Consider the following 23471-nt stretch of genomic DNA (forward strand, 5'->3'; position numbering starts at 1 on the left):
GGCTGGACGGCCAGGCCGCCCGGCCGGCCCGCGCGTTGTCCGGCGGGCAGCGGCAACGCCTGGCGCTCGCCCGCGCCTGGGCCACGCAGCCCGACCTGCTGCTGCTCGACGAACCCACGGCGAGCCTCGACCCCGGCGCGAAGCGCGAGGTCGAGGCGCTGATCGAGCAGATCGCCCACACCGGCGTGACGATCGCGATGAGCACGCACAATCTCGGCCAGGCCAAGCGCCTGGCGACCCGCGTGGCCTACCTGGAAGGCGGCCGCGTGGTCGTCGAGCGCCCGGTCGACCTGTTCTTCACCGACGATGCGCTGCCGAGCGAGGCCGCGCAGTTCCTGCGAGGAGAGCTGCCCTGGAGATGACACCAAGACCCGCGCCGACGAAGGACGTGCGCATGCACGGCTTCGCGCAGCGCAGCGAGGTGGGCGCGGCCCAGGCCTGGGTCGACGGCCGGGCCGGCGCGCGGCCGCTGCCCGCGCAGCCCGTGGCGGTGGAGGAGAGCGCCGGGCGCGTGCTGGCCACCGACCTGGTCGCCCCCATCGACGTGCCCACCTTCCAGCGCGCCGCGATGGACGGCTTCGCGCTGCGCGGCGCGGAGACCGACGGCGCCGGCGAATACAACCCGATCGAGCTGCCCGTGCTCGGCCAGGCGATGCCGGGTCGGCCGTTCGATGGCACGGCACCGGCCCGCACCGCGGTGCGCATCATGACGGGCGCGCCGCTGCCCGACGGCCTGGATGCGGTGATCCCGGCCGAGTACGCCACCGAGGCCGCCGGGCGCATCGCGATCACGCGACCGGTGTCGCCGTGGCAGCACGTCGGGCGTGTCGGCGAGGACATCCAGGCCGGCTCGACGGTGCTGCCCGCCGGCCGCCACCTGCGGCCGCAGGACGGCGGCCTCGCGGCCTCGCTCGGCTTCGCGCAGGTCAGCGTGGTGCGGCGTCCGCGCGTGCGGCTGCTCGTGACCGGCAACGAGGTCGTGGCCCCCGGCGCGCCGAAGGGGCCCTGGGAGATCTACGACGCGAATTCCGTGCTGCTGCGCGGCCTCATCGCGCGCGACGGCGCGGAGCTCGAGAGCCACCAGCGCCTCGGCGACGAGGCCGCGGCGATCGGCGCTGCCATGAGGGCGCCAGGCGCCGACGTCGTGCTGGTGTCCGGCGGATCGAGCGTCGGCAGCGAGGACCACGCGCCGCAGCTGCTGGCGCAGCTGGGCGAACTCGCGATCCATGGCGTCGCGATGCGGCCGTCGAGCCCCGCGGGCATGGGCCGCATCGGCGAGACGCTGGTGTTCCTGCTGCCGGGCAATCCGGTGTCGTGCCTGTGTGCCTACGACTTCTTCGCCGGGCGCGCGATCCGCCGCCTGGCGGGGCGCGGCCCCGAGTGGCCCTACCGTCAACGCCGGGTGACGGTGGCGCGCAAGATCGTCTCGGCCGTGGGCCGCGTCGACTACGTGCGCGTCAGGCTGGAGGGCGACGCGGTCGAGCCGCTGGCGGTGTCCGGCGCGTCGGTGCTGTCGTCGACGACGCGCGCCGACGGCTTCGTCGTCGTGCCGGCCGAGAGCGAAGGCTACGGCCCCGGCACCGAGCTCACCCTCCACCTCTACGACTGAGAGGGTGAGAGTAAATCCGCCATGCCCGCTCATCCCGCCCAGACGCACCCACTCCGCGTTGCAAATGCTCGCCGTAGCCCGAGCTACGGCTGCGCTTTGCGCCTTGATTGGGCGCGCCTGGACGGGCTGCTCGAGCACGCCGGATTCACTCTCACCCTCTGAGCCCCGGGCCCCGCATGAAACCGACATCGCAATCGCAGTTCCTGGACGTCATCACGCGCGACGAGGCGACGCAGCGCTTCCAGCGGCACCTGAAGCTGGCGCCGCTCGGGCAGGAGCGCGTCGCGCTGGGCGCCGCGCTGCACCGCGTGCTGGCCGAGGACATCGTGGCCGGCATCGACGTGCCGGGCTTCGACCGTTCCAACGTCGACGGCTTCGCGCTGCAGGCCGCCGACACGCACGGCGCACAGGAGGAGCGGGCCCGCACGCTGCAGCTGAACGACGAGGTGCTGCGGCCGGGCATCGTGCCGCAGGTGACGGTGGCGGCGGGCACGGCCACCCCGATCGCCACCGGCGGCATGCTGCCGCGCGGGGCCGACGCGGTCGTGATGGTCGAGCACACCGAGCTGCGCGGCGAGGGCCGCGTCGAGATCAGCCGGGCGGCAACGGCGGGCGAGAACGTCAGCTACGCCGGCACCGACATCGCGCGCGGCGAGACGGTGCTGCGCGCGGGCCAGCGCCTCACGTCGCGCGAGATCGGCGTGCTCGCGGCGCTCGGCCTGGCGCAGGTGCCGGTGCATCGCGCGCCGCGGGTCGCGATCTTCTCCACCGGCGACGAGATCGTCGCGCCCGGGCAGCCGTTGCGCACCGGTGCCGTGTACGACTCCAACGCCGCGATCATCGGCGCGGCGGTCGAGGAGCTGGGCGGCCGGCCGGTGCACCTGGGGGTGATTCCGGACGACGAGGCCGCGCTGAGCGCGGCGCTGGCGCGCGGGCTGGCGTGCGATGCGGTGGTGTTCTCGGGCGGCACGTCGAAAGGCGAAGGCGACCTGTCGTATCGCGTCGTCGGCCGGCTGGCCGATCCGGGCATCGTCGCGCACGGCGTGGCGCTGAAGCCCGGCAAGCCGGTGTGCCTGGCGGTCACCGGCGGCAAGCCGGTCGTGATCCTGCCGGGCTTCCCGACCTCGGCGATCTTCACCTTCCACGAGTTCCTCGCGCCGGTGCTGCGCGCCTTCGCGGGCCTGCCACCCGACCGGCAGGAAACGGTGGGCGCGACGCTGCCGATGCGCGTGAACTCGGAGCGCGGCCGCACCGAGTACCTGCTGGTCGGGCTGGTGCGCACGGACGACGGCCTCGCGGCCTACCCGATGGGCAAGGGCTCGGGCTCGGTGACCACCTTCAGCACGGCGGACGGCTTCATCACGATCCCGCAGCACACCGAGATGCTCGATGCCGGCGAGCGCGTCGACGTGCAGTTGCTGGGGCAGGGCCTGGAACCGGCGGACCTGATCCTGATCGGCAGCCACTGCGTCGGCCTGGACTGGCTGGCGGGGCAGATGATCGGCGAGGGCTGGCGCGTCAAGTCGCTCAACGTGGGCAGCAGCGGTGGCCTGATGGCGGCCAAACGCGGCGAGTGCGACATCGCCGGCATGCACCTGATGGACCCGGCCAGCGGCGAGTACAACCGGCCGCTGCTGACCGATGCGCTGGAACTGATTCCCGGCTATGGGCGGATGCAGGGCATCGTGTTCCGGCCGGGCGATGCCCGCTTCGAGGGGCGCAGCCTCGACGAGGCGGTCGCGGTGGTGACCGGCGACCGCGACTGCGTGATGGTCAACCGCAATGCCGGCAGCGGCACGCGCGTGGTGATCGATCGCTTGCTGGGCGCGGCCCGCCCCTCAGGCCACGGGGTGCAGACGAAATCGCACAACGCCGTGGCGGTCGCGGTGGCGCAGCGGCGCGCCGATTGGGGCATGGCGATCGACACCGTCGCGCGCCAGTACGGGCTGGGGTTCATTCCCGTGCAGGAGGAGCGCTACGACTTCATCGTGCCGAAGGCGCGGCTCGAGCGAGCGCCGGTGCAGGCCTTCCGCCGGCTGCTCGCGGCGGCGGGCACGCGGGTGGCGCTGCGGGGGCTGGGCTTCCGCGTCGACGCGGGTTGAGGCGGATGGCGATCCGGTGTCGGCAAGAATGACGGCATGAAGCAAAGAGAACAGACCCATCGATCCGGCGTGCCGACCCTTCGTTGTCTGTCGAGCGTGCTGCTCCTCATCGGTGCTTTGGCGGGCTGCAACCTGGCGCCGAACGCGGCCGGGCAGATCAGCGAGCGCATCGGCGAAGTGGCCAACGAGCCGTCCAGCAAGGAGCTGGACCTGGGCCGGCTGACCTCGTTCGGCTGGGACAGGCTCTACCTGTTCAAGGCCGGCACCACCCGCGAGGCGATCTGCCGGTTCCTGAGCGCGAACCGCAACCTCTGCGACCGCGTCGTGCGCTACGAGTCGGTGCCTGCGGCCCACATGGCCATCCTGTTCGCGCTCGACGGGCGGCTGACGCACATCGAACTGCATGCGCTGGCCAACGGCGAGTTCGATGTCGACCCCGGCCCCGAAGGCCTGCCACGGTCCGACTGCGTCTTCAGGGTCAGGCATGCGGCCTCCACGGGCGAAGCGTCGGTGGCGCACCTGGAGCCGATCCCGGGGGCTGCCTCAAGCCCTCGATAGCCGAGGCGCCAGGGATTCAGGCCCTACCCCGTCGCGTCCGCATTCGCGGCGCGCAGCGGATCGGACACCTCCAGCCAGTCCAGGTCGTTCTCCAGGCTGTGGAAGGCGTCGTCGCCGATCTCGCCGGCCTCGCGCATGGCGAGCAGCGCGTGGCGGGCGGCCTGCAGCGCGGCGCGGTAGCCGCTGTCGTATTCGGCGCCGAACGAGGCGAACGGGCTCTCGCTGCCGTGCAGCGGCCGGCCCAGGTGCATCTTCAGGTTCTTGCGCACCAGGTCCCCGGCCGCGGACTGCTCCTGCGGCAACTGGGCGAAGGCCGCGTCCAGCATGCGCTGGCGGGCGGCATGCTCCTCGTGCGCAACGGGGTCGCCGTCGCGCAGCTTGAGCGCGCGCAGCAGCGGCTTCAGCGTCAACCCCTGGATCAGCAGCGTGCCCAGCACCACGAGAAAGGCCGTCAGCACGATCAGGTCGCGGGCCGGAAAGCCCTCCGGCAGCGCGAGCGCCGCGGCCAGCGTGACGATGCCGCGCATGCCCGCCCACGAGATCACCAGCCCGCTGCCCACGGTGGGCCGCAGCATCGGCCGCGGCGGGTGAAAGCCGTGGCGCCGGTCGCGCCAGCGCACCACCGCGTTGAAGCTCATGTGCCATGCGACGCGCACGCCGATGACCGTGGCCAGCACGGCGGCCGCCACCCCGAAGTACTGCTCGCGCGCCGCCGGCGCCAGCTCCACCAGGATCGGACGGACCTGCAGCCCGATGAAGATGAACGCGAAGATGTTCAGCGCGAACACGACGGTGGCCCACACCGCGTTGGTGGGGATGCGGATGCGCGCCGGGATGCGCGCCGGCGCCATCCGGGCCAGCGTCATCGCGAAGCAGACGGTGGTCAGCACGCCGGAGAGCCCCACGTGCTCGGCCACCTGCCACACGGTGAAGGTGCCGACGAACTGCAGGACGATGGCCGTCGGGATGTGCTGCACCCGCTCGAGAAGACGCTGCGCGAGCCAGCCCAGCGCCGGCCCCGCGATCAGGCTGCCCAGCACGGCCAGCAGGAAGGTCGGGGCCACCGCCTGCACCGAGAAGCCGCCGGCGGCGACGGCGCCGACCGCGAGGCGGTAGATCAGCAGCGCGCTGGCATCGTTCAGCAGGCTTTCGCCTTCGAGGATGCCGAGGATGCGCTGCGGCGGGCGCAGCGGGCGCAGCACGGCCGTGGCGGCCACCGCGTCGGGCGGGGCGACGATCGCGCCCAGCGCCACTGCGGCGGCCCACGGCAGGCTCGGCACGAGCGCATGGGCCACGACGGCCACCGCGGCCGTGGTCAGGCCGACCGCGACGATCACCAGGCTGGCGAGCGGCGCCCAGTTGTCCCGGAGATCCCGCAGCGAGGCGTCGTAGCCGGCATCGACCAGGATGGGCGCCACGAACAGCGCGAGCACCAGGTCGGGTGGCAGGCTCACCTGGGGTGCGCCTGGAATCAGCGCCAGCAGCGCGCCGCCGATGGCGAGGAAGACCGGGTACGGCGCCCCCGCGCGGCGAGCGGCGGCGGCCAGCACCACGGCGGCCACGAAGAGGATCAGGATCTGTTCGAGTTCGCGCACCGCGGCAAGTATGGAGCAGGCGTGCCGCCTTGCACGCGTATCATCGATGCGCGTCCGCAAGGACGAGGAGATGATCATGCGCATGGTGTCTCGCCGGGTGGCCTGCCTGTTGTTCGGAGCCCATCTGTTCGCAGTCCCTCTGTTCGCAGTCCCCCTGGCCGCTTCGGCGGTGGAGATCGTCCGCGTCCCGAAGCCCGAGTTCGAGGGCGATCACCGCTACGACTACGCGCTGCAACTGCTGCAGCTCGCGCTGTCGAAGAGCGGCACCGAGTACCGCATGCAGGCGGCCGAGACCCCGATGAACCAGGAGCGGCAGGTGCTGGAGATCGAGGCCGGCCGGAGCATCGACGTCGGCCCCATCCCGAGTTCCGCCGAGCGCGAGGCGCGCCTGCTGCCGGTCTACATCCCGATCAACAAGGGCCTGCTCGGCTGGCGGCTGGGCCTGATCCGCAAGGGCGACAAGGGGTTGGTCGCGGGCATCGACACGCTGGACGACCTGAAGCGGCTGCGGCTCGCGCAGGGGCAGGAATGGCCGGACACGCAGATCCTGCGGGCCAACGGCATCGACGTGATCACCGCGCCGAAGTACGAAGGCCTGTTCAAGATGCTGACCGGCAAGCGCTTCGACTACTTCCCGCGCAGCATGATGGAGATCTGGGAAGAGCAGGCCCTCAATGCCGACACGCTGGAGGTGGAGCCGCGCCTCGCCCTGCACTACTTCTACGACGCCTACTTCATGGTGAACCGCAAGAACACCCGGCTCGCGCAGGACATCCAGGCCGGCCTGGAGAAAGCCATCGCCGACGGCTCCTTCGACAAGCTCTTCCAGCAGTACTTCGGCGAGTGGCTGCGCAAGGCGCGCCTCGAGACGCGCACGGTGATCGAGTTGCGCAACCCGCTGCTGACGCCCGGGACGCCCTCCAACCGGCCCGAACTCTGGTACGACGCCAAGCGTGGGCGATGAGGCGGGCGCCGGGCCCGGCGTTCAGCCCAGCGCGCGCAACTCGGCCATGACCGGGTGCAGCAGCCGTTCGACACGGCCCAGCAGCGGCTCGACGCCGGCGTCGTCGACCTCGTCGATGCAGGCCCGCTCGAGTTCCGTCGCCGCCTGGTGCACGGCGCGCACGGCCAGCGTGCCGGCGACGTTCTTGAGGTCGTGCGCCATGCGCATCGCCGTCGGCATGTCACCCGTCGCACGTGCGGCCCGGAAGCGTTGCGCGAAGTCGGTCTCGCGGTCGCGGAACATGCGCATGAGCCGCAGGTACAGGTCCTCGTCGCCCATCGTGGCGGCGWTGCCGGCCGGCCGGTCGATCGCCGGGGAGTCGTCCGCTGCCGCCGCGGCCGCCGCGGCCGGCCGGATCCAGCGGGCGAGGGTGGCGAACAGTTCGCCCACGTTGATCGGCTTGGCGACGTGGTCGTTCATGCCGGCCGCCAGCACCTTCGCGCGGTCGCCGACCAGCGCGTTGGCGGTCATCGCGATCACCGGCAGGTCCTGCCATTGCGGTTGCTGGCGCAGCGCGCGCGTGGCCTCGTAGCCGTCCATCACCGGCATCTGGCAGTCCATCAGCACGCCGTCGACCTGCTGGTGCGCAAGCACCTGGAGCGCCTCGCGGCCATCGCAGGCCACGCTGACGGTGATGTCGGCTTCGCCCAGCACGCTGAGCGCGATCTCCCGGTTGATCGCGTTGTCCTCCACCAGCAGGATGTGCGCGCCGCGCAGGCGCGCCTGGTGCCCGAGCAAGGCCTCCTGGCGCTGCGTCGCGCGCGGCGCACGGGGATGTGCCAGGCCCAGCGCCTCGCCGCAGGCGTCGAGCAGCGTGGAGGGCGTGACCGGCTTGGTGAGGACCGCGCCCACGCTGACCTGCCGCCGCGTCAGCTGCCGTTGTGCGTCATCCCGGCTGAACGCCGTCACCATCAGCACGGTCGGCGCGGCATGGCGCCGGCCGTCCTCCAGGCCCAGCAGGCGGGCGCATTCGACACCGTCGAGCCCGGGCATCTTCCAGTCGAGCAGCACCAGGTCGTAGGGCTTGCCGTTCGCGTCCGCCTGCTGCGCCATCCGCAAGGCGGCGTGGCCGCCGGCGGCGCTGTCGATGTCGAGACCGAACGAGCTGCACATGCCCGCCAGCAGCTCGCGCGCACACGCGTTGTCGTCGACCACCAGCGTGCGCCGGCCGCGCAGCCCGGCGTCGAGCGGCACCGGCGCATCGGCCGGCTCGGGCTGCAGCGCGAAGCGCAGCGTGAAGTGGAAACGGCTGCCCTGCCCAGGCGTGCTGTCGACGCCGATCTCGCCGCCCATCAGCTGCACGAGGCGCCGGCTGATCGACAGGCCCAGCCCGGTGCCGCCGTAGCGCCGGCTGGTCGACGAGTCGGCCTGCGTGAACGGCTGGAACAGGCGTTGCTGCTCGTCGGGCGTCATGCCGATGCCGGTGTCGCGCACTTCGAAGCGCAGGTCGATCGCCGTCGCCTGCCGCCCGGCGACCGAGATGGCGATGACCACCTCGCCGTGCTCGGTGAACTTGACGGCGTTGTAGCCCAGGTTCAGCAGCACCTGGCGCAGGCGCGATGGGTCGCCGACCAACGCGCGGGGCAACTGCGGCGGCAGCGCGAACAGCAGCTCCAGCCCCTTGTCCTCGGCGTTCATGCCGACCAGGTGGCCCAGGCCTTCCATCACGTCGCCAAGGTTGAACTCGATCGATTCGATCTCGAGCTTGCCGGCCTCGATCTTCGAGAAGTCGAGGATGTCGTTGATGATCCCGAGCAGCGATTCGGCCGCCCCCTGGATCCGCTGCACGTGGTTGTGCTGCTGCGGGTTGAGCCCGCTCTGCAGGGCCAGGTACGACATGCCGAGGATCGCGTTCATCGGCGTGCGGATCTCGTGGCTCATGTTGGCCAGGAAATCGCTCTTGGCCTGGTTGGCGGCCTCGGCGGCGCGGCGCGCCACGCGGTCGGCCTCGGCCTGCTGGCGCGCGGTGATGTCGCGGGCGATGCCCACCGTGCCGGTGACGCGGCCGTCGCGGTCGAGCAGTGCCGTCTTGATGGTCTCCACCGTGGCCCTGCTGCCGTCGGGCCAGACATGCTGCTCCTCGATGCGCTTGCTGGTGTTCGTCGCCATCACCTCGGCATCGTCGAGCCGGTACGCACGGCTGAGTTCCGGCGGGTGGATCTCGAGGTCGGTCTTGCCGATCATCTGGCTGGGGTGCTCGAACCCGAGCGTCGTGGCGAGGGCGCGGTTGACGGCGACGTAGTGCCCGCCGGCGTCCTTCACCCACGCCAGGTCCGGGATGTTGTCGAGGAGGATCGCCATGCGGGCATTGGCGTTGCCAAGCTCCGCGGCGTGCTGGTCCAGCCGCTCGCGCATCGCGTTCAACGCATCGACCAGCTGGTCGAGCTCATCGTCGCGGGCGTGCTGGCGGCGCAGCTGCAGCGGCGGCGCCTGCGCCTGCGGCGTGACGCTGCCGATCGACGCCGCGATGTCCAGCAGGTGGCGGGTCGCGAGCCGGTGCACGACGAACAGGATGAAGAGCGCGACCAGGAAGGTCTTGGCCGCATTGCTGAGCAGGATGACGACGGCCTGCGCCATCAGGTCGCGGTAGATGTCGGTCAGCGTGGCCTCGATCTGCAGCACGCCGATGACCTGAGGGCGGTCGCCGCAGCACGCGAGTGGAAACTCCTTCACCACCGAGCGGCTGGCCTGCCGCTCGCCGCGCAGGACGGTCAGCGCATGGGCCGACGACGCCGTCTCGCGCACCTCGGCGGCCCGGATGGACGGCAGGCGCACGATGCCTTCGAGCTGCTCCTCGAGCTGCTTGGAGTCGAGCGCCCACAGGCTTTCGCTGAGGCTGCGCGAGCTGGCCTGGTCGATCTCGCCGAAGCGGCTTTCCAGCCGCGCCCGCTCGCTGCGGTAGCTGAGCGTGAGCTGCAGGATGGTCAGCACCAGCGTGACCACGGTGCTGAACAGCAGCACCCGGATCAGCAGCGCGATCGCGATGCCGCCGCCCGGAATCCGCGAGACGGAAGCGAGCCAGCCGCGCCGCCGGGGCGGCGTTTCCGACGCAGATGCCGACGCAGGTGCTTTGAAGGTCATCGCTGAACTCGCTCGGCCCGCCGGACGCGGCGGAGGCCCGGGCTTCGGGCGAGCATAGTCGAATGCGGCGTGTGCGCGGGGCCTCGCCAGGGGTTCCTACCCCCGGGGTTTTCCTATTCCTCCGGTTCCATGTGTGACCTTGTTGACGGCGCCGAACGAGATCGCGCCGCCATCAGGATTCGATCATGACCGCAGGCGCGACGGCTGATGCAATGGCAGATCGCCCGATCACCACGCATTCGCAGCCATGTCCCCTGAAACGCAACCCCTCCAGGTCGTCCGGACCGACGCCCACCGCCCACGCCCGCATCGCCTGATCGCCGCCGGCGCCGTGGCCTTGCTGGGCTCCTCCGCCGTCAGCGCGGCACCGCAGACCGCGGCGGCGAGTGCGATCTCGGCCGGCGACACCGCGTGGATGCTGGCCAGCACGGCACTCGTCCTGATGATGACGCTGCCAGGCCTGGCCTTCTTCTACGGCGGGCTGGTCCGCAAGAAGAACATCCTGGGCACGATGACGCAGGTGTTCATCGTGGCCGCGGTCACCAGCGTGCTGTGGTTCGTGGCGGGCTACACGATCGCTTTCGGTTCGGGGTCGCCGTGGTCGGGCTTCTTCGGCAACGGCTTCAGCCTCGAGTTCATGCCGCAGGGCGACCGGGTCCCCGTCCACGCGATGGCGCCGCAGATCCCTGCGCCGGCGTTCGCGTTGTTCGAGGCTGCCTTTGCGATCATCACCGCGGCGCTGATCGTCGGCTCGTTCGCCGAGCGGGTGAAATTCAGCATCGCTGCGGTGTTCTGCGGCCTGTGGTCGCTGGCCGTCTATGCGCCGGTGGCGCACTGGGTGTGGCACCCCAGTGGCTGGCTGTACGACATGGGCGTTCGCGACTTCGCCGGCGGCATGGTCGTGCACATCAGCGCCGGTGCGGCGGGCCTGGCCTGCGCCCTCGTGGCCGGGCCGCGGCAAGGCTATGGCCGCGAGCCGATGGTTCCCTCGAACCTCGCCTACATGCTGATCGGCGCGGCCTTGCTGTGGATCGGCTGGTTCGGCTTCAATGGCGGTTCAGCCTTTGCGGCCAATGGCGAAGCCGCGCTGGCGATGGTCAACACGCAGATCGCAGCGGCGCTGGCCGCGGTCGTTTTCGTGCTGTGCGAGTGGGTCCTGAAGGGCCAGCCCAGCCTGATCGGCATGTCCACCGGCGCCGTCGCCGGCCTGGTGGCCATCACGCCCGCCGCCGGATTCGTCAGCGTGAACGCGGCCTACCTGTTCGGTGCGGTCGGCGGCCTCGTCGCGTTCGCATCGCTGGGCTGGATCAAGCCCCTGCTCGACATCGACGACTCGCTGGACGTGTTCGCGATCCACGGTGTCGTCGGCATCGCCGGTTCGCTGCTGACGCCCTTCTTCATCGACGCGAAGCTCGCGGGCGGCGCCGGCCAGCCGCAGGCGGAAGCGATCGGCGTCATGGCGGTTCTCGGCTACAGCTTCGTGGTCAGCTGGTTGCTGATGAAGGGGCTCCACTGGTTCGCCGGCGTCCGGGTCACGCGCAGCGAGGAAGCCGTCGGGCTGGATGTGTCCCAGCACGGCGAGCGGATCGAGTAGTGAGTTCCGCCATGTCCCCGGGCGTGGTCGCGATGCGGCTGCGGCTGGCCCTGCTGCGGCACCAGATCTCCATCGAGGCCGATCGCCTGCTGTCCGACACCGACTACGCGGTGGAGATCTGGGCGCTTTGCACGCACATCGGCGAGCCCGCCCTGGTCACGCTGGCCGAGCGCCTGATGAGCAGCCGGGTGGCGCCGGCGGCCGATGCGCCCGCCGCAGCATCGAACCCAGGCGCCCAGGGAGGCGACACCGACGCCGGCCCGCAGGACGATCCGGACCGTCCGCGCGAGCGCAGCTATCTCCGCGGCGCTCGCTGACCCCGCAAGACGTGGTCAGGGACGCAGCGGCCCGGACAACGCGACGCCACCCTGCTGCGTCGAGCAGCCCGAGACGCCGCCCGCCAGCGCGCCGCCCCGGACCACCTTCAGGTTGGTGAAGGCCAGCGTCAGCGCGCCCATCGACTCGATGCTGAACGGCGTGTCGATGCTCGCGAGCTTGGCGCCGGCCGTCGCGAAGCAGCTGAGCGGGATCTTCAGCGTCTGCTTCACGTTCAGCGGCAGGCTGCGCAGCGCCTGCGTCAGGTCGACGGTGCCGCGGCAGGGGTGGCCGCAGTCCATGTGCAGCTGCACCGCGGCGGCAGGCGCCTGCGAGACGACGGTGTCGAACTCCAGCGTGCCGTCGGTGTAGCCCGAGAGGTTCTGGCCGCTCGCCGCCTTCGAGAAGACCTGGCCCTGCGAGAACCAGGTTATCCGCTTGGCGTCCTGCTGCGTGTTGATCTGCGTGGTCTGCACCCGCATCGCCGGCGTGCCGGTGGTTGGCACGTCGAGCGTCGCGTTCGGGTCGCTGCCGACCGGCACGCTGGCCCCGTGGTTGGCGGCGGTGTTGACGTTCAGCGCGAAGGGTGCGACATCGCCCTGGTTGAACAGCACCAGCGTGCCGCTGCCCTGGCCGCAGGCCGAGGGCACGGCCGGTGTCGGCAGCGTGCCGATGCTGGCTGCGGTACTGGCATAGGTCAGCCCGTAGCCCGGCGCGAACTGCGGCTGCTGGCCGTCGCCGAGGTTCAGCGGCGTCTGGCAGGCCGAGGCCGGCCACGAGAACGACAGCGTGCCGTTGAAGTCGAAGCCGACCGCCCCCTGCGCGTTGCGGTAGATCACGTCGCTGATGCCCTTGCCCTCGGTGCCCGGCAGCCAGCCGGCGACGAAGGCATCGGATTGGTTGATCAGGTCGTTCGTGTACAGCGGGCGGCCCGCCAGCAGCAGCGTCACCACCGGCTTGCCCTTGCCCGACACCGCGTTCAACGCCGCCAGGTCTTCCGGGTGGTTGGCTGCGTGCGCGAGCGTGCGGCTGCCCTTGAGGTCACCGGCGCCTTCGGCATACGGCGTCTCGCCGATCACCGCGATCACCACGTCGTAGCGGGCCGGGTTCTTGTCGGTGCCGGTCGCGCTGTACTCGACGTTGGCGCTGCCGGCGGCCTCCTGGATGCCGGCCAGCACGGTGTCGCCGATGCCGGCGAAGTCGGCATTGCTGTTGCCGGTGCCTTGCCACGTCAGCGACCAGCCGCCCGACTGGTTCGAGAGGCTGTTGGCGCTCTTGCCGACCACCAGCGTCTTGCGCCCGCGGGCCAGCGGCAGCAGCGCGCCGTTGTTCTTGATCAGCACCAGCGACTTGCGCACCGCATCGCGTGCCAGTGCACGCGCCACCAGCTGGCCCTGCACGCCGGCCCCGGCGGTCTGCGACGGCTTGCGCCCGTTGAACAGCCCCGAGCGCATCTTGACGCGCAGGATGCGGGTCACCGCGTCGTTGATGCGCGCGATCGGGATCGCGCCCGAGCGCACCTGGGCCGAGGTGTTGCCGATGAAGGCCTGCCACTCGTCGGGCACCATCACCATGTCGATGCCGGCGTTGATGGCCTGCGCGCAACTCGCGTTGCTGCAGCCGGGCACCTGGCCGATGCCGTTCCAGTCGGACACCACGAAGCCGTCGAAGCCGATCTTGGCCTTGAGGATGTCGGTCAGCATCTGCTTGCTGCCGTGCAGCTTGCCGACGTTGATGCCGGCCGCCGCATTCGTCCAGCTGTTGAAGGACGCCATCACCGTCTGCGCCCCGGCGCCCAGCGCGCTGTAGTAGCCCTGGCCGTGGATGTTGATCATGTCGGCGGTGGACGCCGTCGCCACGCCCTGGTCGACGCCCTGGTCGGTGCCGCCGTCGCCCATGAAGTGCTTGGCGGTCGCGACCACGTTGGTGTCGCTCGCGAAGCTGCCCTGCAGGCCGGTCACGTAGGCGCCGGCGTAGGCGCGCACGATGGACGGATCCTCCGAGAAGCTCTCGTAGGTGCGGCCCCAGCGGTCGTCGCGCACGACCGCGAGGGTCGGCCCGAAGACCCAGTTGATGCCGGTGGCGCGCACCGCCTGGCCGACCGACGCGCCGATCTGCTGCACCAGCGCCGGGTCATGTGCCGCGCCGAGCCCGATGTTGTGCGGGAACAGCGTGGCCTGGTAGACGTTGCTGTGGCCGTGGATCGCGTCGGTGCCCCAGATGATCGGGACCTTGGTGGCCATCGAGGTGGCCATCGACGCGTTGTAGTACCGGTCGGCCAGTGCCACCCAGGCGGCGGCGCTCGCGTGCTTGTCGCCGTTCGGCCAGGTGCCGCCACCGTTCAGCACCGAGCCGATGAAGAACTGCCGCACCTGGTCGGGCGAGATGCTCTTGATCTCGGGCTGCGTCATCTGCCCGACCTTCTGCTCGATCGTCATCGCCGCGACGATCTGCGCGATGCGCGCCTCCATCGCCGGGTCGCGCGCGATCGCGCTGGTGACGGCCGGCCAGTCGGCGTAGGTGGGGGCGGGCGCCATGACGGCGGCGCTCTTCTCGGAGCGGTCGCCGGTGGCGAGCGGGCCCGCTTCGGCCGCGGCCGCGCCGCCTGCGCCACAGCCGGCGGCGAGCAGCACGCCCAGGGCCGCGGCACCGTGCCGGGCAAGGTGCTTGGAATTCATGGTGTCTCCTCGGCGAAATCGGCTTCGAAGCATACGAGGCAGGCGCTCTGAGCGAGCGCCGTTTGGGTCAGGTCAGCGATCTCGGCCTTCTGGGTGGCCAGGTACGCGAGGAACCCGCGGGTGTAGGCCTGCCAGTCGCCATCCACCTTGTAGCGATTTCGAACGGGCTTCGGGCAACCGAGCGCCGGGCGGTGCTCGCAGGCGATGCCCTCCGCCGCCAACGCCTCACGGAAGGATGTCTTGGAGAAGCCCTTCTTGCGCGACAGCGGCAGCTCGCGCACATCGACGATCAACTCGACGTGAGCCTCCTTGAGGCGCTCGATGAACGCGTCAATCGACAGACCCTCGTAGCCGAAGGTGAACAGAGCGTGTGCAGGACGGTGTGCGGATGAAACCAAGGTGAGGACCAAGCGAGGAATGAGAGATGAAGTTTACTGAGCGGGAGCGGCCGTGAGCGCGGAGGATTTCCGTCCTGGGCAGCACATCTCAAGGCGTTCGGGCACCGAGGCCTCACTTCCGCGCAAGCGGGATCTGCAGATTCGTCGGCCTGTTCTCTTCCTTGTCGAACCCACGGCCGTCCACATTGCGTGCACCCCAGAACAACATGCCGTGGCTCAGGTAGACGAGGTCGAACTCCATGAAGTTCTTGCCCTCGCTCAACCCGAACGGGGCGAACGCCTTGCCGAACACGCTTTGCGTGTCGTTGACTTGCCACTTTCTGTAGCCACTGGCGGCGATCTGGTTCAGCAGATCGGCAAACCCCTGGTTCAGCGGCGTCACCTCGTAACCCTCGTCAGCGACGAAGTCAGTCTTCTGCGCCCCGGCGGCGATCGCGTGCGGCCCGCGCCAGAGCATTCGACCCCGGATGGCGATTCGAGCAATGGGAACCGCACCGTTCGGGTCTGCCGAGTTGACGATGTCCAGCTCGAACCGATCCCCAGCCAGGTACTTGAACTCACGCTTCAGATAGAACGGCTTCAGCGTGCCGTCAGGATTCTTGCCGGCGCTCGGCCGGACCTCCGGGGCGATGCTGACCCAGTCGCCCACCAGGGCCCCCTTGATCTGTTCCACGTTCATGACGGGCATTCCTTCGGGTCTGCGAGAAGGGAGTTCGGTTGTTGAAGCACAGGCTGCGAGCGTCAGTGCCAGCACGTGCGCCAGGAGGCGCGAAATACATCGTGTCCACATCTGGAAGGATGTCCTCGACGGAGAAGGTGCGCCCACTATGCAGCGCGCGCACCCGGCACCGTTAGCCCGAATCGGCAAAGTGGCGCGGAACCGGAGCCAGGGCTATTCTTCGACAGCAGCGCTGCCACGGGACACCGCATGACACTCAAGCTGGACGTATTCGACAACTTCCACGTGCATGGCGCCTCGGCGCCTGAGTGGAACCAGCGCTACCTTCAGGTGTCGCCGGGGGTCATGCACAGTTCGCTGGCCGAAGCGACGACCGGCAGCATCCACGTCTTTCGCAAATGGATGAGCGAGCGGGTGATTCAACAGGGCTGTCTACCCAACGGCAAGATCTGCTTCGCGATCCCGTTGGGGACGTTGGCCGAAACGCCGCGGATGCAGGGCCATGAAATGCACGGGGACAGCATGGTCGTCCTTCGCAGTGGCGACGAGTTCACGCTGCAACGCCCGAAAGGCATGGAGCTTGTGGCGGTGACGTTCGAGCTGGACGAATTTCGTCGCCTGTCGGAGGAACGGCCGTGGGCACCGGGGGCCCGGGCCCTGCTGCCCCGCTCCGTGCTGCGAGCCCCGGGGCTCGCGATGCAGCGATTGCGGTACGTCCTGCTTTCGTTGTTCGCTGAGACGCCGGCAACCGACCCGCGCAAGTCGGAAGCCATCGAGGATCGGTCGGTGTCCTGTGGCGTGTTCGAAGCGCTGCACGAACTGTTCAATGGTGCAGCCGACGCAGGGCAGGCCGTCGGGAGCGCGTCGGCCAGTTACATCGTTGCGCAATGCCATCGAATGGTGGAAGGCAGGGGGGATTCCCCGCCCAGCGTGGAGGAGCTGTGCCTGCGCCTTCGCACGAGCCGGCGCACCTTGCAGAACAGCTTCAGGCAGGTCGCCGACACGACGCCGGTGGACTACCTGCGCTGCGTGAGGCTGAACGTCGTGCGACGGCGGTTGATGTCGACACGGGCGGTGGACCTGACCATTGCGCAGGCGGCCGCGGACAGGGGATTCAACCATCTGAGCCACTTCGCCCAGCGGTACAGGGCGCTGTTCGGCGAGTTACCGTCGCAGACACTGCGATCCAGATGACTTGAGTTTCACACAACCGATAGCCACGACATGAATGACTCGCCGCTCTTCGAGGACTTCTCCAAGCCGGATTTGAGCCCACGCTTGAGTTGGCGCTGCGAACCCGCGAGCTGGCGCGTGGACAGCGCTGCAATGTGCCTTCGGCTCAATCCAGACGCCGCGACCGACTTCTGGCAACGAACCCACTACGGCTTCGAAGTCGACAACGGCCATTTCCTGTTCCTTGAGGCTGCTGGCGACTTCGTGCTCACGACCAAGGTCACGTCGAACCCGCTGCACCAGTACGACCAAGCGGGCCTCATGGTGCGTCTGTCGCCCGCTTGCTGGCTCAAGACCTCCGTCGAGTTCGAGCCAGATGGCTCCAGCCGCTTGGGCGCGGTTGTCACCAATGGTCAGTATTCGGACTGGTCAACACAGCCGATCGCGGCAGAGGTGCGTACCGTCTGGTTCCGGGTCCGGGCCGAAGGCAACGACTACATCGTCGAGTCGTCCTTCAACGGTCAGGACTGGGAGCAAATTCGGATGGCACGCCTGCTTGAACGGCCGGCAGTGAAATCAGTGTCATGTGGTCTTTACGCCTGTAGCCCGAAGGCCGCAGGTTGCGAGGCGGAGTTTTCGTTCTTGCGCTTCGAACCGGGGCGAATGCGCTAGATGCGGCATGGAAGCGCGGGGGGCGCCGCGAGCAAGTCAGCGAGGCCGTGATTGGAGGCAGGTCACGTCCCCATCGACCGCCGCGCATCCATGATGATTGGCAGGCTGGACTCGATCCAGTCGGCCAGCGCTTGCACGCGTTGGCCGAGGCGCCCAGAGTGGAAGTTCACCCCATGCCGAGCCCCGAGGCGCCGGGTGGCGTGGGCGAACCCGGCACTCCGCCGGGCAAGCTCATCAAACCGGGCGAGCAGTTGTTCTACGACGTGGCAGGACAGGGGCCCGCGACGCTGGAGCAGTACACGGCGATGTTCTTCGAACCCAACGATCCCGCGAGCCGCATCGCAACGGTCCTTCGAGCGCCTCTTTGCCCGCAAGACCGGCCGCAGCCCCGACTGCCAACAGGAGGCGCGGTCAGCCAGGGAGCGCCTCGGGCTCAGTCGCGGCGCCCTTGGAAGCCGCATGAGCCGAGCGCACGGCATTCGGCGTGCTGCCGGTCCAGGCTTGAAACGCCCGGATGAATGAGTTGGGATCTTCGAAGCCCAGCAGGAAGGCGATCTCCGCGCCCGACATCAGCGAGTTCTGCAGGTAGTGGTGGGCCAGCGCGTTGCGCAGGTTGTCCAGCGTCTGCTGGAAGTTCGTGCCTTCGTCCTGCAGCCGACGTTGCAGCGTGCGGCTGCTGACGCCCAACTTGCGGCACACCGCCTGCATCGAGAGGCCGCCGGCAGGCATGGCCTCGAGCAGTGCACTGCGCACGCGGTCGGCTGTTGTCGCGTGCCGGTCCAGGTCGGCAAGCCGCTGGCGCAGCGCGGGTTCGAAGAACGACCACATGCCGTGGTTGGCGGTCAGGAAGGGCTGTTGCGCGTCCTCTGCCGAGAACACCAGGGTCGGCACCAGTGCCGTCTCGACCGAGACGCCGAAGTAGTCGGCGTAGGCCCGCGTTTCCTGGGCCGATGGGGTCGGCTGCGGCCACCCGACGCGCAGCGGGTGCAGCTTGCTGCGGGTGGCCAGCCGCGCCAGTTGGACGAGGAACACCAGCTTGAAGGCCATCAACACGGGCGGCGGCGGCATCGCGTGGTCCAGGAACTCCAGCGTCGCCGTGGTCCTGCGCTCCGTGCGCTCGATGTGCAAGGCCATCGGGCCGGCCAGGCGCTTGTACTTGGCCAGGCGCGCCAAGGCACCGTTCAGGTTGTCGCTGCACAAGGCAACGAACAGCTCGGGCTCGAACCAGTCGGACGTCATCCGTTTCGCGAGCCTCAAGGGCACGGGGCCGTCCTCGGTGCCGGCATCCACCTCAATGGCGGCCCACAGCTTGAAGTACGTCTGCGAATCGAGCCGCGTGTTGGGCCGCGCGAAGAGGTCGCCGGGCAGTTGCGCCCGGCGCAGCACATGGGCGCCGTTCACGCCTGCATCGTGCATGAGCAGCAGCCAGCCGGGCCAGACTGCAAAGGTGCCCGCGTGTGCCGGGCGCCCGTCCGGCAGCCTGGGGGTGGGTGCTTTCTCTTCCTGCATGACGTCAGTCTACGAGTGGGCCCGAGGATCCGCACCAGCGGAACGCGCCAGGTTGGGCGCATTCGTTGGCGCATTCCGTATGTTGATTGGCGTGTTCGGCGAGTGCCGCGGCGCCGCTGCCTGGGCACAGTCGATCTCGTTCCAAACGCTTCGTCATCGGGCTTGCAGGCCCGGTCATCCCAACCCAGCAGCAGCCCCCGGCTCTGCAGCCTCGAAAGCACTGACCATGAAAAAGACTGTCCTGATCACCGGCGCCTCTTCCGGATTTGGCCTGATGGTGGCCACCCGCCTGCAGCAGCAGGGCTGCAACGTCATCGGCACCAGCCGCGACCCGCAAAAGTACCCCCATCTGCCGTTCAAGCTGATCCGACTGGACATCGACGACGACGAGTCCATCAAGAGCTTCACGCAGGAGCTGTTCCGTCTCACCCAGCGCCTGGACGTGCTGGTGAACAACGCCGGCTACATGGTCACCGGCCTGGCCGAGGAGACACCGCTGGAGGTCGGTCGCCAACAGTTCGAGACGAACTTCTGGGGCACGGTCAAGGTGACGAACGCGCTGCTGCCGCACTTCCGTGCCCAGCGCGAAGGCCAGGTCATCACCGTCAGCTCCATCGTCGGCCTGATCGGCCCGCCGAACCTGTCGTTCTACACGGCCTCCAAGCACGCGGTCCAAGGCTTCTTCAAGTCCCTCCGCTTCGAGCTGAACCCGTTCAACATCAAGGTCAGCATGGTCGAGCCGGTGTGGTTCAAGACCAATCTCGGCAACCACGCCGTCGCGGCGACCGGCCGGGCCATCGGCGACTACAACACCTATCGCAAGCAGGCCAACGCGGCCACGCAGAAGGGGCTCGACGAGGCCCAGGCGCCGGACGCGGTCGTCGACACCATCTCCAAGCTGATCGCCAGCAAGGATCCCAAGTTCAGCAACCCCGTCGGCAAGATGACGGGGATGATCCTGTTCCTGCAGAGCTACGCGCCCAAGATGTTCGAGGGCTCGATCCTCAAGAGCGTCCAAACCGCCGCCTGACGGGCGGATCAGCCGGAGATGAACATGAAGTACTACCTCTGCAAATTCATCCCGCCGCGGGCGGACTTCCTGCCGACGCTCTCGGATGAAGAGCGCAGCCTGATGAAGCGCCACGCTGACTACATGAATGAGTTGCTGGCCCAGAGCGTGATCGTCGCTCACGGGCCGGTCATGGATCCCGCCGGCGGCTACGGCGTCTCGCTGTACCAGATCGCCGACGACCGGGAGATCTCCGACTTCACGTCCGAAGACCCCGTGGTCAAGAACGGCGTCGGCCACTACGAGCACTTTGCAATGCTCAGCTTGAAGTCGCGCAGCTGACGCGTTTTCGAACGCTGAGCGAGCAATGGCAATCGCCCGTCCAGGGCGGGACCGAAAGTCGGCACGATTCAGTTGTTCAGGGCGGACTAGATGACAGAAGCAATCAGAGTTCGGTAATGAACTGGAATTGGCGCCGGCTATTTGCGCCATTGCATTGCCTGACTCATCATAAAAAATGTCTGCGACATGGTGGATCTGCATCTGATCCGCCAGACAACGCGCCGTTCGATGTCAATCAATTCGGGGTGAATTTGCATCTTGTTGCATGGCGTCTCGCCGCACCAACGCCGCTCGTGTCATTCGTCGGTTCTTCGGTTCGTCACAGTTTCATCAATTTCGCCCGATGTCGCGCCCCACACAATCGCAACCGGGAAACGAGAGCGCGTCATGTCGGACGACATGTGCGCGCCACACTTTGACGCAATAGGAACTTCATGATGAGCATTCCAAGCCAGCGCTCGACTCGCTCGACTGCAACAAGCGCACTGCTGTGCGCACTGGTGCTGTCGGCCTGTGGGGGCGGTGATGACTCGAGCACCCCAGCGTCACCCGTCGGCTCATCGCCTGCACCTGCACCTGCCCCTGCTCCTGCTCCTGGGGCCAGCATCTGCCCCGCAGGGCCCTATGCCGGCAAGCCGGTGCCCAGTGGCTCCACGGTGACCCGCCTGGACAATGCGCTGCCCAACGACAACTACCAAATCCAGTTTGGGAACGTCGAGGGCGCCGTGTGGTTGGATGACGCGCTCTACGTCAGCGAGTTCGGCCCCGGCAACAACCCGCCACCCAGCCGCATCGTGAAGATCGACAGCAACGGCGTCGGTACCGTGGTGGTGTCCACAGCCGGTACCAACGGTTTGGCGGTGGACAAAGCCGGCCACCTCTACGGTTCCAGCCACAAGGTGGGCGGCATCGTTCGATTTGCCCTGCCTGGCAGCTCCGAAACCTTGGTGGTCGGCAGCTACAACGGCGCTCGCTTTGGCTCTCCGAACGACCTGACCTTCCGCACCGATGGCACCCTCTACTTCACCGACCCGAACTGGCAGGCCGCTTCGCCCAACCCGCAGCCGCGCACTGGCGTCTACCGGGTAGCGCCGGGCACCAGCACCGCGGTGCTGGTGGATGCGGATCGAAGCAATCCAAACGGCATCACCCTGTCGCCTGACGAGAAGACGCTCTACCTCACGGCGCAGGATGGCGTGTTCAAGTACGCCGTTGCCGCCGACGGTTCGCCAGGCACGGCTGAGAAGTTCGGCAGCGGGGTTGTCTCCAGTGGAGATGGCATGGTGGTGGACTGCGCCGGCAACCTGTACGTCACCTCGACCGATGTGATCGTTCTGAACCCCGAGGGCAAGGAAGTGGGCCGCATCCTCATGCCGAGCGGTTCGGGCTCGGTCACCAACGTGGCCTTTGGGGGCCGCGATCGAAAGACCTTGTTCATCACGGCCATGGGCTTCGGCAGCGCTCGCGGCGTTTACAAGGTGGATCTGGCGATTCCCGGCTATCCGTACTGACGGTGCAGTACCCGATCCGCAAATGTTGGCGTCTGCAAACGCCACGACATATCCTTCATGGCGTCATCGAGATCGAGTTTGGCGTGCTGGTAGCGCAGCGGCATCGAGACGAACTCCGCAAGGAGTTGACGCTCTCGTTGCCAATGCTTTACGCGAACCGCGTCAACAGCAAATCGCTCGTCGTGAATAGATCGGTGGCAATTCGTTGATCCTTGGCAGGGAAGGCCGGCTCAAGCTCCTTGCCGGTGTAGTTGAAGTACGCTCCGTTGTGTGATCCGCGCAGCTTGCCGACCAGCAGATCAGTGAGCACTGCCGATGGCTGAGCGAGCCGGTGTTTCGGTGGGGACGCTGTACCAGTACTACCCCAACAAGCTGGCTCTATTGAATGCCGTTTTGGAACGTCATCTGGACGGCTTCGCTCAAGCAGTGGAAGAAGCCGCGCGCAAAGTCCATGGCAAGCCGCTCCCGACCATGGTCGAAGACCGACCAAGGGCGTACTGGAGGAGCAGGCTCCACGCAAGCTGACGCGGATGCTGCGCAGTCAACTCATCTCACTTTGCCTTGGCTATCTCGAGCGGGAAGCGGGCCTTGGCAAACGCACTTAGCCGGAGCCGTATCAGGGGCTCGGCCCACGGGCTTGTCAGTTTGCGCCGTCGGCCCAGCCGTCGCGACCGCCAGCCAGCACCCGTACTCGCCTGAAACCAAGCGACCGAAGTGCATGCGCAGCGACGACCGCGCTGGCCTCGTTGGGACAGTTGCAATAGGTCACGAGGTTCGCGTCTTTGGGAACGTCTGCTACGGCGTCCTTGATTCGGCCGAGCTCGGCGATGACCGACCCTTCAAGTGAGCCTGTTGCGGTGCGAGCCGCCCGGCCTCGGACATCCAGAAGGACGGGCTTCTTGCCCTGCGCAATCTCATCGGCAAGATCCTGCGCGGAAACGAGCATGTCCGCCCTGTTGGAGGCTTCCCTGCGCCTTGCGATCCACCGAGAACCTACGATCACCACCATGAGCGCACCGAGGGCCAGCAGCGCCTTGAAGCCCGCGTCTGCAAGCATCGACAGGGCTGCGTTGATCTCGGACTTGAAGAGGGCCCCAAGACCCATGAAGGCGGCCGTCCATGCGAACGCGCCCACCAGGTTCCATGACAGAAATCTCGGCCAGGTCATGCGCAGCGCACCGGCCATCGGAGCAGCAAGCAGCGACACCCCGGGAACGAACTTGGCGGCGAGCAACCCAAAACCGCCCCATCGTTCGAAGAGTTCTTCGTTCTGCCGCACACAGCTGTCGGGTGACAGCGAGACGCGGCAGACAAGGCCGAGTACTCGGTAGCCCCACGTTCTGCCCGCCACGAACCATCCGATGTCGCCAATCAAGTTGGCGAGGATCGACACGGCCACCGTCACGGTCGGGCTGATCCGACCAGCCGCGGAAAGCCCGCCGGCAGTCACCAGCAGCAGCGCGGCCGGAAGCGGGGCGCCTGCTCTGGCAGCGAGCGTCACCGCGAATACAACCAGAGGTCCATGCCTCAGAAGAAGGGCTACAAGCTCGTCCATGTCCGGATCCTAGCTGCTCAGCTGGACGAACCTTGCCGCATCCGCCCTGCACCCCACCACATCCGGTCCGCTTGAAAGCACCGGAGCA

At 68.4% G+C, this 23471-nt stretch carries 21 protein-coding genes; 13 read left to right on the forward strand and 8 right to left on the reverse strand.

Annotated features, from left to right (window positions below):
- From AC1DXV_RS06595 to AC1DXV_RS06610, 4 genes are all read left to right on the forward strand, one after another.
- Window positions 1-362: ATP-binding cassette domain-containing protein (locus AC1DXV_RS06595; RefSeq protein ID WP_477932944.1), on the forward strand; the 362-nt coding region annotated here is incomplete at its 5' end.
- Entirely contained in the window at window positions 359-1609 is a 1251-nt protein-coding gene (locus AC1DXV_RS06600) for a molybdopterin molybdotransferase MoeA (protein WP_477867007.1), read from the forward strand. The genes AC1DXV_RS06595 and AC1DXV_RS06600, both read left to right, overlap by 4 nt.
- Before the next feature lie 176 nt (window positions 1610-1785).
- A complete protein-coding gene (locus tag AC1DXV_RS06605) occupies window positions 1786-3711 on the forward strand; it encodes a molybdopterin biosynthesis protein (protein ID WP_477932946.1) in 1926 nt (641 codons plus the stop codon).
- A 36-nt stretch (window positions 3712-3747) separates the two neighbouring features.
- Window positions 3748-4269, forward strand: a complete 522-nt coding sequence (locus AC1DXV_RS06610; protein ID WP_477867011.1) for a hypothetical protein — start codon at window positions 3748-3750, stop codon at window positions 4267-4269.
- A gap of 23 nt (window positions 4270-4292) precedes the next feature.
- Here AC1DXV_RS06610 and AC1DXV_RS06615 read toward each other — a convergent pair whose 3' ends face one another.
- Window positions 4293-5864 carry a cation:proton antiporter gene (locus tag AC1DXV_RS06615; RefSeq protein WP_477867013.1) on the reverse strand — a complete coding sequence of 524 codons (1572 nt, stop codon included), beginning with the start codon at window positions 5862-5864 and terminating at the stop codon, window positions 4293-4295.
- Window positions 5865-5910: 46 nt separating this feature from the next.
- On the opposite strand from AC1DXV_RS06615, the gene AC1DXV_RS06620 reads away from it, so the two are divergent.
- Window positions 5911-6828, forward strand: a complete 918-nt coding sequence (locus AC1DXV_RS06620) for a substrate-binding periplasmic protein (protein WP_477932948.1) — start codon at window positions 5911-5913, stop codon at window positions 6826-6828.
- A gap of 21 nt (window positions 6829-6849) precedes the next feature.
- Here AC1DXV_RS06620 and AC1DXV_RS06625 read toward each other — a convergent pair whose 3' ends face one another.
- Window positions 6850-9948 (reverse strand): response regulator, encoded by a 3099-nt coding sequence (locus AC1DXV_RS06625; protein WP_477932950.1) that lies wholly within the window; start codon window positions 9946-9948, stop codon window positions 6850-6852.
- 247 nt (window positions 9949-10195) lie between these two features.
- Between AC1DXV_RS06625 and AC1DXV_RS06630 the strand changes: the two genes are divergently transcribed.
- Window positions 10196-11542 carry an ammonium transporter gene (locus AC1DXV_RS06630; protein WP_477870652.1) on the forward strand — a complete coding sequence of 449 codons (1347 nt, stop codon included), beginning with the start codon at window positions 10196-10198 and terminating at the stop codon, window positions 11540-11542.
- An 11-nt stretch (window positions 11543-11553) separates the two neighbouring features.
- Complete coding sequence (locus AC1DXV_RS06635) at window positions 11554-11859, forward strand: hypothetical protein (RefSeq protein ID WP_477932952.1); 306 nt, start codon at window positions 11554-11556, stop codon at window positions 11857-11859.
- Between the two features lie 15 nt (window positions 11860-11874).
- On the opposite strand, the gene AC1DXV_RS06640 is transcribed toward AC1DXV_RS06635, so the two are convergent.
- From AC1DXV_RS06640 to AC1DXV_RS06650, 3 genes are all read right to left on the reverse strand, one after another.
- The gene (locus AC1DXV_RS06640; RefSeq protein WP_477932954.1) at window positions 11875-14535 is read right to left on the reverse strand and encodes a glycoside hydrolase family 3 protein; all 2661 of its coding nucleotides are present in this window, start codon (window positions 14533-14535) and stop codon (window positions 11875-11877) included.
- The gene (locus AC1DXV_RS06645) at window positions 14532-14945 is read right to left on the reverse strand and encodes a DUF488 domain-containing protein (protein ID WP_477864744.1); all 414 of its coding nucleotides are present in this window, start codon (window positions 14943-14945) and stop codon (window positions 14532-14534) included. The genes AC1DXV_RS06640 and AC1DXV_RS06645 overlap by 4 nt, the downstream gene beginning before the upstream one ends.
- Before the next feature lie 100 nt (window positions 14946-15045).
- Window positions 15046-15612 (reverse strand): hypothetical protein, encoded by a 567-nt coding sequence (locus AC1DXV_RS06650; protein ID WP_477864745.1) that lies wholly within the window; start codon window positions 15610-15612, stop codon window positions 15046-15048.
- A 249-nt stretch (window positions 15613-15861) separates the two neighbouring features.
- Here AC1DXV_RS06650 and AC1DXV_RS06655 point away from each other — a divergent pair, with 249 nt between their 5' ends.
- Together AC1DXV_RS06655 and AC1DXV_RS06660 are read left to right on the forward strand one after the other, a co-directional pair.
- Window positions 15862-16806, forward strand: a complete 945-nt coding sequence (locus tag AC1DXV_RS06655; RefSeq protein WP_477864746.1) for a helix-turn-helix domain-containing protein — start codon at window positions 15862-15864, stop codon at window positions 16804-16806.
- 30 nt (window positions 16807-16836) lie between these two features.
- Window positions 16837-17457: a DUF1349 domain-containing protein gene (locus AC1DXV_RS06660; RefSeq protein WP_477864747.1), complete on the forward strand. Its 621-nt coding sequence runs from the start codon at window positions 16837-16839 to the stop codon at window positions 17455-17457.
- Window positions 17458-17868: 411 nt separating this feature from the next.
- Here AC1DXV_RS06660 and AC1DXV_RS06665 read toward each other — a convergent pair whose 3' ends face one another.
- Window positions 17869-18966 carry an AraC family transcriptional regulator gene (locus AC1DXV_RS06665; protein WP_477932956.1) on the reverse strand — a complete coding sequence of 366 codons (1098 nt, stop codon included), beginning with the start codon at window positions 18964-18966 and terminating at the stop codon, window positions 17869-17871.
- Window positions 18967-19045: 79 nt separating this feature from the next.
- On the opposite strand from AC1DXV_RS06665, the gene AC1DXV_RS06670 reads away from it, so the two are divergent.
- The 3 genes from AC1DXV_RS06670 to AC1DXV_RS06680 all read left to right on the forward strand — a co-directional run bounded on the left by AC1DXV_RS06670 (window position 19046) and on the right by AC1DXV_RS06680 (window position 21828).
- Complete coding sequence (locus AC1DXV_RS06670) at window positions 19046-19996, forward strand: SDR family oxidoreductase (RefSeq protein WP_477864749.1); 951 nt, start codon at window positions 19046-19048, stop codon at window positions 19994-19996.
- A 24-nt stretch (window positions 19997-20020) separates the two neighbouring features.
- Window positions 20021-20317, forward strand: a complete 297-nt coding sequence (locus tag AC1DXV_RS06675; RefSeq protein WP_477864750.1) for a YciI family protein — start codon at window positions 20021-20023, stop codon at window positions 20315-20317.
- Between the two features lie 656 nt (window positions 20318-20973).
- Window positions 20974-21828, forward strand: a complete 855-nt coding sequence (locus AC1DXV_RS06680; RefSeq protein ID WP_477864751.1) for an SMP-30/gluconolactonase/LRE family protein — start codon at window positions 20974-20976, stop codon at window positions 21826-21828.
- A gap of 148 nt (window positions 21829-21976) precedes the next feature.
- On the opposite strand, the gene AC1DXV_RS06685 is transcribed toward AC1DXV_RS06680, so the two are convergent.
- Window positions 21977-22138, reverse strand: a complete 162-nt coding sequence (locus tag AC1DXV_RS06685; protein ID WP_477932958.1) for a hypothetical protein — start codon at window positions 22136-22138, stop codon at window positions 21977-21979.
- Between the two features lie 5 nt (window positions 22139-22143).
- On the opposite strand from AC1DXV_RS06685, the gene AC1DXV_RS06690 reads away from it, so the two are divergent.
- A complete protein-coding gene (locus AC1DXV_RS06690) occupies window positions 22144-22353 on the forward strand; it encodes a TetR/AcrR family transcriptional regulator (RefSeq protein WP_477864753.1) in 210 nt (69 codons plus the stop codon).
- Between the two features lie 115 nt (window positions 22354-22468).
- Here AC1DXV_RS06690 and AC1DXV_RS06695 read toward each other — a convergent pair whose 3' ends face one another.
- The gene (locus tag AC1DXV_RS06695) at window positions 22469-23383 is read right to left on the reverse strand and encodes a VTT domain-containing protein (protein WP_477864754.1); all 915 of its coding nucleotides are present in this window, start codon (window positions 23381-23383) and stop codon (window positions 22469-22471) included.
- Window positions 23384-23471: the final 88 nt, after the last annotated feature.

Source organism: Rhizobacter sp. P3_C12 (assembly GCF_056402735.1).